The organism is Pseudomonas sp. MWU13-2517, from assembly GCF_023242545.1.
In the GTDB taxonomy this organism is placed as follows: Bacteria; Pseudomonadota; Gammaproteobacteria; order Pseudomonadales; family Pseudomonadaceae; genus Aquipseudomonas.
Window position 1 is genome coordinate 1 of the sequence record NZ_JALMFA010000047.1, and the last position, 347, is coordinate 347.

1 protein-coding gene is annotated in these 347 nt (G+C 62.0%); it reads right to left on the reverse strand.

The features are described from left to right. Nucleotides 1-347: RHS repeat domain-containing protein (locus tag M5B97_RS27595; RefSeq protein ID WP_248733242.1), on the reverse strand; the 347-nt coding region annotated here is incomplete at both ends.

The following is a 347-nucleotide window of genomic DNA, read 5'->3' on the forward strand; positions in this document are numbered from 1 at the left end:
AGCTGATAGGTTTCGCCGACTTCGTTTTCAATCTCGGTCAGCAATAACCGCACGTTGTCGTAGCGGTACTTGACCTGGGTGCCGTCGGCATTGAGGCGGCGGCTGATCAGGTGCAGGCCGTCGGCGTATTCGTAGCGGGTGACGTGGCCGAGTTCGTCGCGTTCGGCGGTGATTTTGCCGTAGGGGTTGTAGCTGTATTCCCGACACGCGCCGCCCGGCAGTACCACACGCACCAGGCGACCCACGCTGTCCCACTGGTACTGGGTCAGCGCACCGTGCTCATCCTCACGCGCCACCTGCCGCCCAAGGTCGTCATAGCGATAACGCTTGATCCCGCCATTGGGCAA